At 36.0% G+C, this 15,292-nt stretch carries 10 protein-coding genes, 1 tRNA gene and 2 pseudogenes; 10 read left to right on the top strand and 3 right to left on the bottom strand.

All coding sequences use genetic code 11. The features are described 5' to 3' along the window. The first annotated feature begins 51 nt into the window (after positions 1-51). Positions 52-2,751: an alanine--tRNA ligase gene (gene alaS, locus AAGD91_RS05215; RefSeq protein ID WP_341820876.1), complete on the top strand. Its 2,700-nt coding sequence runs from the start codon at positions 52-54 to the stop codon at positions 2,749-2,751. A gap of 826 nt (positions 2,752-3,577) precedes the next feature. Here the strand turns inward: alaS and gatA are convergent. After that, positions 3,578-5,047, bottom strand: a complete 1,470-nt coding sequence (gene gatA, locus AAGD91_RS05210; protein WP_341820875.1) for an Asp-tRNA(Asn)/Glu-tRNA(Gln) amidotransferase subunit GatA — start codon at positions 5,045-5,047, stop codon at positions 3,578-3,580. Between the two features lie 98 nt (positions 5,048-5,145). On the opposite strand from gatA, the pseudogene AAGD91_RS05205 reads away from it, so the two are divergent. The 3 genes and pseudogenes from AAGD91_RS05205 to gpmI form a co-directional block, all read left to right on the top strand. After that, positions 5,146-5,500, top strand: a pseudogene (locus tag AAGD91_RS05205) (transposase); the annotation flags it as partial. 19 nt (positions 5,501-5,519) lie between these two features. Then, positions 5,520-5,591, top strand: a tRNA-Asn gene (locus AAGD91_RS05200). A gap of 33 nt (positions 5,592-5,624) precedes the next feature. After that, a complete protein-coding gene (gpmI, locus tag AAGD91_RS05195; RefSeq protein ID WP_341820874.1) occupies positions 5,625-7,145 on the top strand; it encodes a 2,3-bisphosphoglycerate-independent phosphoglycerate mutase in 1,521 nt (506 codons plus the stop codon). Positions 7,146-7,192: 47 nt separating this feature from the next. Here gpmI and fabD read toward each other — a convergent pair whose 3' ends face one another. Then, positions 7,193-8,173 carry an ACP S-malonyltransferase gene (fabD, locus tag AAGD91_RS05190; RefSeq protein WP_341820873.1) on the bottom strand — a complete coding sequence of 327 codons (981 nt, stop codon included), beginning with the start codon at positions 8,171-8,173 and terminating at the stop codon, positions 7,193-7,195. Positions 8,174-8,301: 128 nt separating this feature from the next. On the opposite strand from fabD, the gene rpmE reads away from it, so the two are divergent. The 4 genes from rpmE (at position 8,302) to AAGD91_RS05170 (ending at position 13,483) form a co-directional block, all read left to right on the top strand. Continuing rightward, positions 8,302-8,514, top strand: a complete 213-nt coding sequence (gene rpmE / locus AAGD91_RS05185; protein ID WP_265032789.1) for a 50S ribosomal protein L31 — start codon at positions 8,302-8,304, stop codon at positions 8,512-8,514. A gap of 38 nt (positions 8,515-8,552) precedes the next feature. Beyond that, on the top strand, positions 8,553-9,347 hold the full coding sequence (locus AAGD91_RS05180; RefSeq protein WP_341820872.1) for an NAD kinase: 795 nt from the start codon (positions 8,553-8,555) through the stop codon (positions 9,345-9,347). A gap of 92 nt (positions 9,348-9,439) precedes the next feature. Beyond that, positions 9,440-10,807: a hypothetical protein gene (locus AAGD91_RS05175; protein WP_341820871.1), complete on the top strand. Its 1,368-nt coding sequence runs from the start codon at positions 9,440-9,442 to the stop codon at positions 10,805-10,807. Between the two features lie 876 nt (positions 10,808-11,683). Then, positions 11,684-13,483, top strand: coding sequence for a hypothetical protein (locus AAGD91_RS05170; protein WP_341820870.1), 1,800 nt, complete (start codon positions 11,684-11,686; stop codon positions 13,481-13,483). Here the strand turns inward: AAGD91_RS05170 and AAGD91_RS05165 are convergent. Next, a pseudogene (locus AAGD91_RS05165) lies at positions 13,480-14,142 on the bottom strand (Rpn family recombination-promoting nuclease/putative transposase); the annotation flags it as partial. The gene AAGD91_RS05170 and the pseudogene AAGD91_RS05165 overlap by 4 nt on opposite strands. A 121-nt stretch (positions 14,143-14,263) precedes the next feature. Between AAGD91_RS05165 and AAGD91_RS05160 the strand changes: the two are divergent. Together AAGD91_RS05160 and AAGD91_RS05155 are read left to right on the top strand one after the other, a co-directional pair. Continuing rightward, complete coding sequence (locus AAGD91_RS05160) at positions 14,264-14,680, top strand: IS110 family transposase (RefSeq protein WP_341820869.1); 417 nt, start codon at positions 14,264-14,266, stop codon at positions 14,678-14,680. Between the two features lie 21 nt (positions 14,681-14,701). After that, positions 14,702-15,280 carry an IS110 family transposase gene (locus AAGD91_RS05155; protein ID WP_341820868.1) on the top strand — a complete coding sequence of 193 codons (579 nt, stop codon included), beginning with the start codon at positions 14,702-14,704 and terminating at the stop codon, positions 15,278-15,280. Positions 15,281-15,292 lie beyond the last annotated feature (12 nt).

The following is a 15,292-nucleotide window of genomic DNA, read 5'->3' as shown; positions in this document are numbered from 1 at the left end:
GATTTTATTTCCATTGCAGCTTATTATTCATGAATAATCTCAATAAAAATAATGAAGTTAAGTGAAATCAGAGAAAGATTTATAAAATTTTTTTTAAGTAATGACCACGAGCAGGTTTCTTCTTCTCCTTTGATTCCAGAACATGACCCAACGCTCATGTTCACAAATGCTGGTATGGTGCAGTTTAAAAATATTTTTACTGGTGCTCAAAAAACTGAAATGAAACGTGCTGTCTCAAGTCAAAAGTGCCTAAGAGCAGGCGGTAAACACAACGATCTTGAAAATGTTGGCTATACAACTCGGCATCACACATTTTTTGAAATGCTCGGAAATTTTAGCTTCGGTGATTACTTTAAGGAAACTGCGATAGAATTTGCGTGGAAATTTATCACTAAGGAGTTATCTCTTGATAAAAACAGACTATCCATAACCGTCTACCATACTGATGATGAGGCGTACGAGATTTGGCGTAAGATCAGTGGCTTTTCAAGTGATAAAATCATAAGAATTACAACGGATGATAACTTTTGGAGTATGGGAAGCACTGGTCCATGCGGTCCATGTTCTGAAATTTTTTATGACCATGGGAGTCCTAATTTACAAGATGACGATAGAATTGTTGAAATCTGGAATCTGGTATTCATGGAGTTTAACAAAGATGAAGAAGGTAATTTACACAAATTGCCAAAAAAATGCATCGATACTGGAATGGGTCTTGAGAGAATAGCTACTGTAATGCAAAATGTCCATGATAACTATGATATTGATCTATTTTCTGCTCTGATCAATAAATCTCAAGAGTACTGTGGAAGGACGGAAAATAAAATAGCGCATAAGATCGTAGCAGATCATCTTCGCGCGGCTGCATTTCTCATCGCAGAAGGAGTGCTTCCTGGAAATGAGGGCAGGAATTACGTATTACGCAGATTAATTAGGAGAGCCGCGCGTTATATCCACCTGCTTGGATATAATGATTCTCTACTCCATCGCATTTTTCCGGCGCTGATAGATAGCACGAGTTCGGCTTATATGGGAGATGTTTATCCTGAATTAGTCAGAGCCAAAAGCTTAATAGAAACGACGTTAAAATCAGAGGAAGAAAACTTTAAAGACACTTTGATGAAAGGTATCAATCTTCTGGAGAAATTCACTACAGATTTAAAATCGGGCGATACTTTACCTGGAGAATCAGCATTTAAGCTATATGACACCTATGGGTTTCCTTTGGATATTACACTTGATGTTTTAAAAGAGAAAAAAATAAATTTTGACCAGAAGGGTTTTGATGATGCAATGGGAGAACAAAAAGAGAGAGCACGTGCTAAATGGGCTGGATCTGGTGAAAAATCTGTTGAGCAAGTATGGTTTGATTTGATCAATAAATTTGGCAAAACAAAATTTGTTGGTTATGAGTTCAATGAAGTAAGTGATGCGAAAATACTAGCTATAGTTTCCTCTAAAAATGAAGTAATTGATTCTGCAAAGGAGGGAGAAAAGATAACCATTATACTTGATAAAACACCTTTTTATGGCGAGTCAGGTGGACAGGTGGGGGATACTGGAAGTTTCATTGTCCCTTCTGTCATCCAAGTAGCGGACACTGGGATCCAGAAAGAAGAAAACACGTGGTCAAGCGCTGGAATGACGACAGATTGCATTGCTGGAAGTATGGTTATAGTGGAAAATACCAATAAGATTAATGACCTATGTTTGCACAGATGCATAGTTAAATTCGGCTCAATTTGTAAAGGTGATGTAGTTACAGCAAGCATCGACAAGGAAAGAAGGCAAACCTTAAGAAGAAATCATTCGGCTACGCATCTTCTACACTTTGCATTAAAGAAAATCTTGGGTGATCATGTCACTCAAAAAGGTTCCCTAGTTGCACCAGATAGACTGAGATTCGACTTCAGCCATAACACTCAAGTGACTCAAGATCAGTTATTCTGGGTAGAGGATATGGTAAACTCTCTAATCAGAGAAAATCTTTCTGCATCTATAAAAATTCAAAGCATGAATCAGGCAATAGACGAAGGAGCCATGGCGTTGTTTGGTGAAAAATATGGTGATCAGGTTAGAGTTGTAAATATTGGAGATTCGAAAGAGCTATGTGGTGGCACGCACGTTGAACATACTGGAGAAATTGGTTTATTTAAGATAGTAACAGAAAGTTCTGTTGCTTTTGGAGTGAGGAGAATTGAAGCTTTAACTGGTCAGGAAGCAATCAATTATGTACGTGATAATGAAATTAACTTAAAAAAAGTTGCAGAATTCGTAAAATTGCCAGTAAGTGAAATAACAAGCAGATTAAGTGTTTTAAGTCAAGAACACAAAAAATCCGAAACCAAAATAAGAAACCTATATAAAAAGCTTGTGAGTGCAGAGAATATAAAAAGCACTGAAATAAATGGAATAAATTTTATAAGCCACACTTTCACTGATATTCCAGCAAATGTAATAAGAAAGTTTGTTTTGCAGCAACAAAAACCAAAAACGGTAATAGCTTTTACGGCAACAGAAAAAGATAAAACAGTCTTGATTATTAAAGTAAGTAAAGACTTAATCAATAAGATTAGCGCAAAAGAACTAATATCAATAGCAGTTGAAAAGAACTGTGGTGGGAATACTGAACTTGCACAAACAGGCTGTGATAGCAATAAAATAGATGATGCCATTACAGCCATTTATAGTAAAATAACCGCTTCTAAGCACTCTACATCATACCGCCGCGGTATCTCTAAATCCCGCTAACACATAGCGGGATGACGAGATGCTGCCGCGAACCGTCATACCGCCGCAGACCGTCATACTGCCGCAGTGCTAACAAGCAGCGGAATGACGGTTGTCATGGTGTCATGAAAGTAGCTGACACTGGTTTCTATCCAAGAGGGTGTCATCCCAGTGCCCAGACTACTTGGATCCAGAAAACTTAACTTTAAATAAGTGGCTGTATAATAAAGACTAGATTCCAGCGTCACGCGGTGGAATGACACCATTTTCGGTCTCTTAAATTGCTTTAGCTACAAACATTAAGAAATTTACCAAACGAAAAAAAAGGCAAAAGAAGCCCCATGGTGCGAGTTTTGACCCTATAATAATTTAAACTGGCGCTGTAATAATGTGCTAACCCTTAAAATAAGCGCGATTTGGCTGAATGTAGAAAAAATAAAAAAGACATGCAGCCGCTATAATTTTATGTAATCCGCCAATAAATACCCTGAGTTTTTTACTGAATTTTGTCATTGAGCCTGCAGGTCAAAAACAAGTTTTGAGTCATAAATACCCTTATTTTCATAATAAGGGGGCTGGCGAAGGATGTCAAGCAAGTTTTTTCGTTTAATCCGTTTCTATAAATCCAGATTTCAGCGTTATGCGCTGGAATGACAACGTAAGGTAAATTTTTCAACATCCCAAAATTACAGAATTTAGTCTGTTTAATTAAGTGTGAACTGTTACACGAAAATTTTGTAAACAGATTAATATGCCCTGTTTTTGCTATTCATCTAAAAATGGAACCATAGAGTACGTTGATGAGCATAAGCAAATTTTAATGCAAAAATTACTATCAGAAAATAGATTATGCAAGAGGTCTAATTATTCTGCCGCAATTTTGCTCTATCACACTTGCCACATTTAATATTCCAGCTTCGTCATAATAATTTCCAATCACTTGCAAGGCAAGTGGTAAACCCTCATTGGAAAGCCCAACAGGAACAGAAATAGCAGGCAATCCTGCAAGGCTTGCTGGCACGGTAAACACATCATTGATGCACATAATTAGCGGATCTGGCTTTTCATTTAAGCCAAAAGCTTCTGTTGGAGCAGATGGCACAAGTATGTAATCTATTTTTTCAAACGCTTTTATAAAATCATTTCTGATTAATGCTCTAATGCACTGCGCTTTTTCGTAATATTCATTATAATGACCTGAAGAAAGCGCATAAGCGCCAATTAAAATTCTTCTTTTCACCTCTTTACCAAAACCTTCTGCTCTTGTTAGTGAATACATTTCTTCAAGGGTATCAGCATCAACCCTTAATCCATAACGCACACCATCGTAACGAGCAAGATTGGATGAAGTTTCAGCAGAACAGATTAAATAATAGACCGGTATTGCATATTTAGTATGTGGCAGAGTAATGTCAACAACTTCAGCGTCATTTTCTTTTAAATAGGAAGCAACTCTTTCCCAATTATGAACTATTTCCTCTGAAATTCCATCCATCCTATATTCTTTTGGTATACCAATACACTTACCCTTGACATCACCATTTATAAAGCTAGAAAATTTAGGCACTGGCTTTTCGCTCGATATTGAATCTTTTTTATCATAGCCACAAATTGCTTCCAGCATTAATGCTGAATCAGAGACAGAACGAGTAATGACTCCTGCTTGATCCAGAGAACTCGCAAATGCAATCATACCAAAACGCGAGCATCTTCCATAAGTTGGCTTTATTCCAACTACTCCACAATAAGCTGCTGGTTGGCGTACAGATCCACCGGTGTCGCTTCCTAACGCTCCAGCGCATAAAAATCCAGCAACCGATGCTGCAGATCCACCAGATGATCCACCAGGAACAACTTTTTCCCCATCACTTTTTCTAATCCACACATTTTCAACAGGGCCAAAATAGCTGTTTGTGTTCGCAGAACCCATAGCAAATTCATCCATATTAAGCTTACCGAGCATGGCTACTCCACTTTTTAAAAGCAAGTCAGACACCGTAGATTCGTAAGTCGGAACGAAATTTTCCAGCATTTTTGAGCATGCTATTGTTTTTATTCCTTTTGTACAGAATAGATCTTTGATGCCAACTGGTATACCCATGAGCGGCGAGATTAAATCATCCTTTTGCCTAGAGAAATGTTCATCTGCAGCTTTAGCAGCTTTCATTGCTATCTCTGGGGTTTTTGTTATAAATGCATTTAATTTCTCATTTTCAACCGCACTGATGTGCGCCTCCACGAGTTCAACAGCGGAAAAACTCCTTTTTTTGAGCCCGTCATGCATTTGTGTAATACTTAACTTTTTTAGTTCATTCATCAATATTTAATTTTTAGCAAGAAGTTAATTATAACATGGCACGATAAAAAATCCATACATTTATAGTTACAGCTAGAAATATAGCTAAGAACCTGTACATAATTGATGCTCAGAGTGTAAAGAACGCAGATACTGCTGAAGAAAAAGGCTATGACGCTGGTAAAAAAATCTCAGGGCTATATCGCAGTTGATACTCAAGATTTACCACATGCAATTTATGTAACAACTGCAGGAACAACTGACTGCAGCAGTGCTGTGAGAATGGTCAACAATGCAAAAGAAAACCTTTCTGGAGTTAAAAATATACTGGTTGATGCGGGCTATACAGGAGAGAATTTTGCAACTCAAATAAAAGATATTATTGGTGCAACTGTTGAAGTAATAAAGCGAAGTGAATTTGAACAGGATCTTACAAAGTATACAAAAAACGTTTACAATCAACGTTCAACGTGATAAATTAAAGACGGTTTATTCCTCGGTAGCTCAGTGGTAGAGCAGTTGGCTGTTAACCAATTGGTCGCTGGTTCGAATCCGGCCCGGGGAGCTCTTCTCTGTGAAATTCTAGTGTTAATCTTATATGGGCATTAAATCAGTTGTTTTATGTATACTAGATGGCTGGGGAAATGGAGTAGAAAGCAGTAAATATAATGCTATTAGCAACGCAAATCCACCCTGTTGGCAATATATTAGCTCTAATTATCCAAAATGCAGTTTGTCCGCCTGTGGAACTGATGTTGGGTTACCTGGTGGTCAAATAGGTAATTCAGAAGTTGGCCATATGAATATTGGCAGTGGTAGAGTAGTAATGCAAAGCCTTCAGCGCATTAATCAAGAGATTGGAACAATAGAAAACAATGTAAATCTACAAAGTTTTATTAGTAATCTAAAAAGTAAGAACGGAGTATGCCATATAATGGGATTAGTGTCAGATGGCGGTGTTCATTCGCATCAAAAGCATATTTCGACTTTAGCAAATAAAATATCACAGCATGGAATCAAAGTGGTGATACATGCATTTTTAGATGGCAGAGACACATTACCAAATTCAGGAAAAAAATGCATTCAAGAATTTATAAAGAGTATAAAGGGAAATGACATAAGAATTGCTACTGTTTCTGGGCGTTACTATGCTATGGACCGTGATAACAGGTGGGAGAGAACAATTGAAGCTTATGAGGCTATCGCATTTGCAAAGGCACCTCGTCATGATAATGCAGTATCGTTGATTGATGAAAATTATCAAAATAACATAACTGATGAGTTTGTCAGGCCCGCAGTAATAGGTGACTATCAAGGTATAAAACCAGAAGATGGAGTGCTGTTGGCTAACTTTCGTGCTGATCGAATGATACAATTAGCAAGTATTTTGCTTAGTAAAACAAACCATACTGAAATAGCAAAACTCTCTTCAATTTTAAGCATGATGAAATATAAAGAAGATCTCAAAATTCCTTATATTTTTCCTCCTATATCTTTTGCTAACACTTTAGGACAAACAATAGAAGACAATAAATTGCAACAATTACGCATCGCCGAAACCGAAAAATACGCTCATGTGACTTTCTTTTTCAATTGTGGGAAAGAAGAACCTTTCTCTGGTGAAGAAAGAATACTCATTCCCTCACCAAAAGTTCAAACTTATGATTTGCAACCCGAAATGTCAGCCTTCAAGCTCACAGAAAAGCTTGTAGAAAAAATTCACTCCCAAGAATTCGCACTGATAGTTGTAAATTACGCTAATCCTGATATGGTAGGGCATACAGGTAATATAAAAGCAGCCGAGAAAGCTGTGCTAGCTGTAGATGATTGTCTTGCGAAAGTGCTGAGTGCTGTTAAAAAGTCAAGCAACACTGCATTAATTGTTACTGCAGACCATGGTAATGTGGAATGTATGTTCGATGAAGAAAATAATACACCTCATACAGCACACACTCTAAATAAAGTGCCATTTATTGTGTCTTGCGATAATCTAAAACTAAGAGACGGAAGGTTATCTGATATTGCCCCTACTATTTTACAGCTACTTGGAATTAAGAAACCGGATGAAATGACAGGCAGTTCGTTGATTTCTTGCATTACCCTCTGTCATTCCAGCTAGGATTTGGATCAGCGTCACGCGCTGGAATGACATCAAATAGATGTGCTTTAACTTAATCCAACTTTTAAATTTTTTGCTGTCAATATTAATGATTCATTAAAGAAGCCGTCAATATCACCAATATTACCTATACTTTTTGTACTGATAGATTGGTCAATTCTTTTAACTAGATTAGATAAAACTTTATTAGGGCCAATTTCAACAAATTTGTTAATGCCACGGCTTGCCATATACAAAACCATTTCTCTCCATTTCACTCTGCTTATGACTTGTTTAGCAAGTAAAGCTTTTATAACTTTGGGATCACTCTCCTCTTTAGCTGTAACATTTGATATCAAAGGAACTATAGGACGGGTTATTTTAATACCCTCCAAAAATTCCAAAACTTTTTCATCAGCAGGTTTCATAAGAGATGAGTGAAAAGGTCCACTAACCTGTAACTTAACTAATCTCTTGATGTTCAAGTTCTTGAGCAAATCGGGTAATATTTCAAGACCCTCTCTAGTACCACTTATCACTATTTGCCCACCACCGTTATCATTTGCAATTTCACAAACTCTATCAATCTGGACTGATTTTAAAACATCTTCCACTTCGTTTAGCTCCGCTCCAAGCAATGCAACCATTCCCCCTTCACATTTCAAAGAAGCTTCATGCATTGCTTCGCTGCGAACTTTCAGCAGCTTGATTGCAGACTCAAGAGTCAATGCCCCTGCAGCACATAGCGCTGTATATTCACCGACTGAATGCCCACAAACATATTTAACATTATGACCAGAAAAAAGAGATTCACCAAACACATGCTCGATAACACGTAGCGTCGCGATTGACACTGCCATTATAGCTGGCTGAGCGTTTTCTGTAATGGTTAATTCTTCAATAGGACCGTTGAAGATTAAATGAGACAGCTTTCTACCCAATATGCTATCCACTTCATTAAATACTTGTCTTGCAACGGAAAACTCACTATATAATCTCTTTCCCATTCCTACAAACTGAGAGCCCTGACCAGGGAAAGCAAAAATCATGATAGTTATTATTTATTCCTTATTAAATATACTACTTTATTTATTTTTTGTCAATATTTTAGAATAATGATTGACTTAGTGAATTAAGTTCACTAGAATATTAACTGACTAAAAGTTTATAAGCAACAATGGCAGAAATTGATTATCATAAGGTTACTATAGTCATGACAGATGGTCAAGAGTTTGAAACTCGTTCCACTTATGGAAAGGAAGGTGATAAGATAAAACTTGATAGGGATCCTCTCACTCACCCTGCATGGACTGGAAGTTTGACAAGCGGGTCAGCAAGTAAAACTAGCAAATTAGCTAAGTTTAACGATAAATATGGAAGCATTTTCTAATTTTCCTCCTCTTTAAGTTTTAGAGAGTTTACTGAAGCATGCATAAATACAAAAATATAGGCTATGTTGCTTCTCAATCACCAAAATCGCAGGAAGTATCTAAACTATTAAAGAAACTTAATTTTATCAATATAACAGAAGGAAATAAGTCCGAAATCGATCTATTGATAGTTGTTGGCGGTGATGGCTTTATGCTACGCACCTTGCATAATTACGTTATAGAAAACAAAAACACACACGTATACGGAGTAAATACTGGCAATGTTGGGTTTTTGATGAATAAATGCTTTAGCCGCAGTGAAGATTTAATTGATCATATAGAGCACGCAACTTCAACTCAGTTAACTTTACTAAAAATGGAAGCAACAGACACAAGTGGCAAGAAATACCACTATATAGCGGTAAACGAAGTATATGTTTTTAGGAAAGCAAACCAAATAGTAGAGATGAATATTACTATTAATGATAAACTAAAAGTAGAAAAATTTAGAGGGGATGGAGTAATATTATCTACTCCCACAGGCAGCACTGCATATAACTTCTCTGCCGGTGGCCCAATCTTGCCACTAAATTCAAACTTACTTGCACTGACCTCCATCAATAGCTATTACCCAAGGCATTGGAATGGAGCACTAATCTCAAATGATACGATCGTACAAATTGACATTAACGACACAAAAAACCGTCCAGCGCTTGTAGTATCAGATTACAAAGAGTTTCATAATATATCACAGATAAAAATACAAAAAGACCATGAGAACACAATCACTCTGCTTTTTGACAAAGATGACTCACTCAATGAAAGGATCTTTGATAGACAATTCCTATATTAAGCTTTTCTAGAGTTATCCATAAACTGGTATTTACTATATCTTAATAACTATAGCGTAATTAACGCAACATAGTAATTAATTTTGGAGCAGATATGCCAGGAACACAAGATCAAGATACAGTAAAACCACTTTCTTATACGCCAACAGGTAAAGATGACGGGACGAAGCCAGGAATTCCACCAATAACAGCACTTAGGACAAGTACTCCCAAACAAGCATCGCCTGAAGAAGCAGAAAATTTTACCTCAGATACACTATCACCAACAGCAAGTTTAGGTTTAGGAGGATCATCTGATAATGGACCAGAAGAACCTATGGATGCAACTATAAACCCAGATACAAAATCTTCGAAAAAGAGTTTAGATAGTGGAATAGATGATCAAAGCCCAGGAATGAAAAGATCAGTTTCTGAAGGAAAAGTATTTGATCAATTTGGGAATAATAAAGAAAGTAAGAAAAATTTTTATGAAAAATCAAGTCAACACAGCAATAGTTTAGATACGTCTTCAAATACTTTACCATCGTATAAAAGCAAAGAGGACTCTGAAGAGTCTTTGTCACTAAATTCTGATATAGGTAGCACAACAAATAAAAAAACAAACAGATTCTTGCCAAGAGCAAAATATGCCATGCAGCAGAAGGGCTTTATAATTTTTACTCCCACTGCTATTATACTCAGCACATCTGCAGCTTTAGTGTATTTACAAGATAAAGCAAAATTTATTGCATTTTTTACAAACAGCCCAAAATATATCACTATACCAGTTATCGCACTTGCTGCGTTGCTTGCAATTAGTCCAATATTTTTTGCAATAAAACAGTTTAGAAATACTGAAGAACATCACATTCAAAAAGAAGATGCGAATGAAATTTTAGCTGATGTGTTGGAGCATCAGCTAAAAAATAAAGCTATAAAATCTGTAAGACTGGAATATAGCAATGGCACTCATTCAAATTTTGTACTTAATGCTTGGGAAGCTAAAAACAACTTCATTAACATTGACGAAAAAGTAGTTAGTAGAACTAATAAAATAGAATCAGTAATTAACAATAGGCCACTATTTACTGCATTACTGAACGGTGTAGTTGCTGCAAATGTAGCACTTCCTTTATTGCTGTATGCGGAAGGTGGTGTTAATAATATACAAAAATTTTACCAAAACCCTTTGACTAATAACATAGGATTATCATTACCTATAGGTTCTGGTATATTTGCATTATCAATTATATGTCTTGGCGTGCATTATTATAGAAAAACAAATTGCACTAACCTTATATATTCTCAGGAAAAGATTAACACTGAAAGCGTTAACAAGAAATTCATTGAAGAAATAAAACAAGAAAGAACAGAGGTTCTTGGAGAAAACCACAGTAAAGACGCTAAACGCAACAGCTTAACGCTTGAGCAAGTTGTAGTCCAATCTCATAATTGTAAGGATGTTGTTTATAGTGTCGGTTAATAAAATGCACAACGTAAAACACAATGCCTTATGCTCTTTCTTCGTCATCCCAGCGCGTGACACTTTATAATGATGTCATGAAAGTAGCTGACACTTGGGGTCTATGTTTTTTCTGGTCACACGCTGGAATGACAAAGTGAGCGTGCGTAGGTGTCATCCCAGTACTCCTTTCTCGTCATCCCAGTGCCTATTTCTTTGTCATCCCAGTGCCCAGACACTGGGATCCAGCTTCTTTTTTTCTAGATTCCAGTGTCAAGCACTGGAATGACACTTCTCTTGGGCTCTTTTAGCTATAAACATTAAGAAATTTACCAAATGAAAAAAAAGGCAAAGAAGCCCCGTGGTTATTATCCGCTTTAAAATATTGGCGTTTTTTATGTTTTAAACGCTTGATAAGCGAGATTAAGCTGCTTTTAATTGCAACTAACCTACGCTGCAAATGTTTAAGAAATTTACCAAGCAGAAAAAAAGACAAAGAATCCCCGAGTTAGCTAGTCCTTTACTATCTTTGTCGAGTATTGGCATTTTTTGATGTCTTGTAACGCTTTGTAAGCGCGTTCAGCTTATTTAGATAAAAATCTAGATGTAGATGAAGTTTTGTAAAGACATACAGTATCTATATACTGCAAAAAATTGAACATAAGACGCCGATACATTAAGTAATCCTTACCTTTTAATCTGCAGATTGGCGAAAGCAAATACAATAGCTTCACTTCCATGACGTGTATAACAATGTTACAAAAAATAATATCATAGAATTCAATAGGATAATCCCTAGAGAATTACTCATCTACAAAAAGCCAAATCGTGTTAATGCTGTTTAGATGTAAAAGATAAGCTAAATCTTTACAGGGAATTTAAAACAGTAGAATACCTTTGATTGAAAGAAAGAACCAAACTAGGCAACCTAACCGGTTTGCTATTTCAATTACTACAACTAAATCAACAAATTTTAATAGAGAGAAAAACATTATGAAAAAGATAGGGAAAGCTATTGCTAAAAAATTCAAAAATTGGAATGATAGATTTACCACTACTTCCAAAGAAACTGCGATACAAAAGCCAAAAGTTTCTAGCGGAGAAGAAGCCAACAAACCTTTAGAAATAACTATAGAGCAGCAGCCCACTGTTGTAACAGCCAAAACTACTACAGCTAGAAGTGAAAAAGTGCTTCAAGATACTATCGGTAATATCGAGACACCGGCTAACGCATATGAAAATAGTAATAAAAGTAGTCTTGAAGAATCTATAGAACATGAATATCTTGAGCCATGCGAAAATAGTAATGAAAGTAATACAATAGCTATAGAGCACATCGCTGCTTCAATAGAAAAGCTTGATAGTTCACAACAAAATGATTCTAAAGTTAAGAGAAAAACCCGGAAGAGTATCACTAACCGAAGTGAGAGCAGGCAAGATGATAAAATTTTGAATACAGTAGCAGGCAGCTCAAGAGATTTATCCACGAGACGAGGAGCAAGGAAAAAACAAATACAATCAACATGCTATAATAAGAAAGAACAATTGTGCTTATCAAAATTTGTGTCATCCATTGAATCAGTAAAGCAGGGGCTTTATTTACCTTCATTTGAAGAACGTGGAATTGAAATTGATGGTATGTGTATACCAATTACACGTGGCTTGTCTCAAGCTTTATTTTTACAGAGTAACAAATCATTTTTGAACAATTTAGAAACTTCAACTGAAGTTTATGAGCGCATAGTGCAAGGTAAGCAGGTATCTAGAAGAGAAGAAAGAGAAGTCTTTGCTTTTAGTAAATTACTTGACAGTTTCGAACAACAACTAGGTTCACCTACAAATAGTCTGCCTTCGAACTTAATTTATACTGAAGCATATAAAGCACTTGATGATTTATCACATTATGTAGCTGGAATCAAAGGTGGTTTTGTTATTCATTTAGTTGCCAGTAATCACGTTGTTGCTATTTATAGAACAGGTAACAATTATGCTTATTTTGACAGTAATGCAGCATTTGTTTCTGGACTAAAAAGTGTTGATCAGCTTATGCAAGTTGTAGAGAAAGGAGTAGAATATGCTGGCTATAAAGTAGAAGAAAAAGGTTTTCTTGTTGAACACTTTGATGTTTATAAAGCTAACAATTTATTGCCTGATAAAGATAAACAAATTTTAGCAAAAGAAATCAAAACAGAACGTCAACTGCTAGCAGAGCAAGATAAAGAGCTTGGTCTTATCAAGATTAATAGTCAAGAATTATCCAGAGTACAGTTATATGATTTTGGAACTAAAATTAATGTAGAAGGTAGTGTGCCATTGCTTATCAATGCTAAAATGAGTTTAAGCAGCAGAAAATTCCAAGATCATCTAGATAAAAAAGAAGTGAGTATGACAGCTAGAGAATATCTTGACCACTTGAAAGATAGCAAAAATGTAGAAGAAGTTATACAAGCAACCAAAGTAATTCCTTTTATAGGTTCGAAACGTGAAATTGAAGAAGCAGAGCAAGCACGCAGGCCAAAACAACCTTTATTGGAGCGGTTGGTTAAAGGAACTATTAATTCTACATTTGCCGCTGTTTTCCTTGCTAATATTGGTAGGTCAGAGGGTCAATTGCCAGGAAAAGCAGACAACAAACCTGAAACTTATTTAAATGATCCAATAGTAGATAATCAGCTGCAAAAATCACCAGGGCATTAGGCTTTTTCCTTGAGTTGTTCAATTTCAGCTTTAGGAAGGTTAGTTGTCTGAGAAACAACATCAATGGAGATGCCAGCTTTAAGTAGGTTTTTGGCCACAGCTATTTTAGCTTGTTTTCTGCCCTCTTCCCTGCCTTCTTGTCTACCTTCTGCTTTGCCCTTTTCATGGCCGATTAGGATGCCTCCTTGTCTACCTTCTTGTTTAGCATCATCAAGACATTGTTCCCAAATAGCAGCTTCTTTCTGCACGCTCAATATTCTTTCTTCATATGCTATCAAATCCTTTTCATTCCAGCGGAACCTGTCTAATTCATCATATGCTAGCTTTATTATTGGAGCTTCTGCTGCTATCTTTTTCAGATCTTCTGCAGTTGTTTCTTCTGCGTATTTAAAAAAGAAACACCATCTCTCTGTAGTGTTCTCTAGCTGCTCTACTCTATTTTTTGTAAATTTAGGCAATTCAATAAAGACAAATTATAGATCTTTTAAGTAATGACCATTGGTTTTGATATCACGTATATTATGAGTAGAAATATAGTCAACTTCTTCAGGCAGAGGGTTACAATTGGAAATAGCAATAAAGAAGACTTTCTGAAGATCAGTGTAATTACCAGATTTATCTAATTGCCTTGAGTAAGCTTTAGCGGCATAAAGTTGAGCACATACTGTAATTGCGATTGAATGATGGAGAGACATACTCCATCATCTTAGCACGAAGTAACGAGCTCAATGGAACTAGTTCTTCAAAAATAATTTAAAGTTTTACAGTAGGAGTAGTCTCATGAAATATTATAGCGGGTTAGATATCTCACTCAAAGAAACTTTTGTTAGTATCGTTGACGAGAAAGGAAAAATTGTTAAAGAAGGAGTTGTTGCAAGCGAAAGTAAGGCAATAGCAGAGTACTTGCTTGAACAAAGCAAAAATTACGAAACTATAGGAATAGAAAGTGGACAACTTTCAATACCAATGTGTAAAGAATTAAGAAGTTTTAACTTACCGGTAGTTTGTGTAGATGCAAGGCATATGGAAGCAGTGTTATCTGCGAGGATAAACAAGAATGATAAAAATGATGCAAGAGGTATAGCTCAAATGATAAGAGCTGAAATATATAAAGAAGTACTAGTAAAATCAGATGAATCTTGTCAAATTAAAATAGCACTTGGAAGCAGAAGACAGTTAATATGCAGTAAACAGTAGATTATTGGAACAATAAGAGGATTGCTGAAGATATATGGGATAAAGCTTGATCAAGGATCAAAATTTGAAAACTTGTCTTTAAGAATAGAAGAAGCAATTAAAGATTTGGATGAAGTAAGCAAGGCTTCAATTGAAGCGTTAGTTTATAGTTTAGAGGCAATAGAAAAGTCATTGGAGAAGCTTGATGAGATGCTCTCAGAACAAGGCAAAAAAGATGAGGATTGCAAATTATTAACTACTGCTCCAGGTGTTGGTAATATAGTAGCAATGACATATAAAGCAACAGTGGATGATCCAAATAGATTTGAAAGATCTAGTACAGTTGGAGCATATATGGGGCTAACACCAAGACAATATGCTTCTGGAGAAATTGATCGGCATGGTAGTATATCAAAAATGGGGTCCATGGAATGTAGAAGTATGTTATATGAAGCTGCACAAGTCTTACTTACAGTTAGTAAGAAAATTTTTAAGTTGAAAAGCTGGGGGTTAAAACTTGCAAAGAAAAAAGGAATGAAGAAAGCGATTGTAGCAGTAGCAAGAAAATTAGCCGTAATTATGCACAGAATGTTGGTCAATAAAACAGAATTTTGTTATTAAAATTAAGAGGAG

It is taken from the genome of Wolbachia endosymbiont (group A) of Myopa testacea, assembly GCF_964027115.1.
GTDB lineage: Bacteria > Pseudomonadota > Alphaproteobacteria > Rickettsiales > Anaplasmataceae > Wolbachia.
The sequence above is the reverse complement of the archived record's forward strand: the minus strand, read 5'-3'. Positions and strand labels throughout refer to the sequence as shown.

Excerpts from the sequence above, each read along its gene's own strand:
- alaS (WP_341820876.1), top strand. The coding sequence starts at position 52 with ATGAAGTTAAGTGAAATCAGAGAAAGATTTATAAAATTTTTTTTAAGT.
- gatA (WP_341820875.1), bottom strand. The coding sequence starts at position 5,047 with ATGAATGAACTAAAAAAGTTAAGTATTACACAAATGCATGACGGGCTC.
- gpmI (WP_341820874.1), top strand. The coding sequence starts at position 5,625 with ATGGGCATTAAATCAGTTGTTTTATGTATACTAGATGGCTGGGGAAAT.
- fabD (WP_341820873.1), bottom strand. The coding sequence starts at position 8,173 with ATGATTTTTGCTTTCCCTGGTCAGGGCTCTCAGTTTGTAGGAATGGGA.
- rpmE (WP_265032789.1), top strand. The coding sequence starts at position 8,302 with ATGGCAGAAATTGATTATCATAAGGTTACTATAGTCATGACAGATGGT.
- AAGD91_RS05180 (WP_341820872.1), top strand. The coding sequence starts at position 8,553 with ATGCATAAATACAAAAATATAGGCTATGTTGCTTCTCAATCACCAAAA.
- AAGD91_RS05175 (WP_341820871.1), top strand. The coding sequence starts at position 9,440 with ATGCCAGGAACACAAGATCAAGATACAGTAAAACCACTTTCTTATACG.
- AAGD91_RS05160 (WP_341820869.1), top strand. The coding sequence starts at position 14,264 with ATGAAATATTATAGCGGGTTAGATATCTCACTCAAAGAAACTTTTGTT.